Annotated in this window: 1 protein-coding gene; it reads right to left on the bottom strand. The window is 58.4% G+C overall.

Annotated elements, in window-relative coordinates; translation table 11 throughout:
- Window positions 1–244 (bottom strand): hypothetical protein (locus tag P0D80_RS51600; protein ID WP_408296771.1); only part of this gene is annotated, 244 nt, incomplete at its 3' end.
- Between the last annotated feature and the right edge of the window lie 37 nt (window positions 245–281).

The following is a 281-nucleotide window of genomic DNA, read 5'->3' as shown; positions in this document are numbered from 1 at the left end:
CCTTGGAACTGCTCGCATACGACAGTGACGCTGCAAGCGCTCTCAGGAAAAATGCACGCTCCTTTACACTCATCCCGCCGTGTACTGCCTCAGCCTCCCTGAAAAGCGCCTGCAGCAGATCCGGCGAGAGTCGCGCATCCGAAAAACTTTCGTACTGGCGGGCATGGTCGCGATGCTGCACCCGCGGCAGAATGAAGTCGTTCAGCTCGAGCTGGATCTCCGGTGTTGTCCAGTTCTCCTTCACTCCGCCAGTACCGCCCACGACGTATCGCTGGACATAA

It is taken from the genome of Paraburkholderia sp. RL17-373-BIF-A, assembly GCF_046030175.1.
GTDB lineage: Bacteria > Pseudomonadota > Gammaproteobacteria > Burkholderiales > Burkholderiaceae > Paraburkholderia.
Note: the sequence above shows the minus strand (reverse complement) of the source record. Positions and strands in the feature narration are given on the sequence as shown.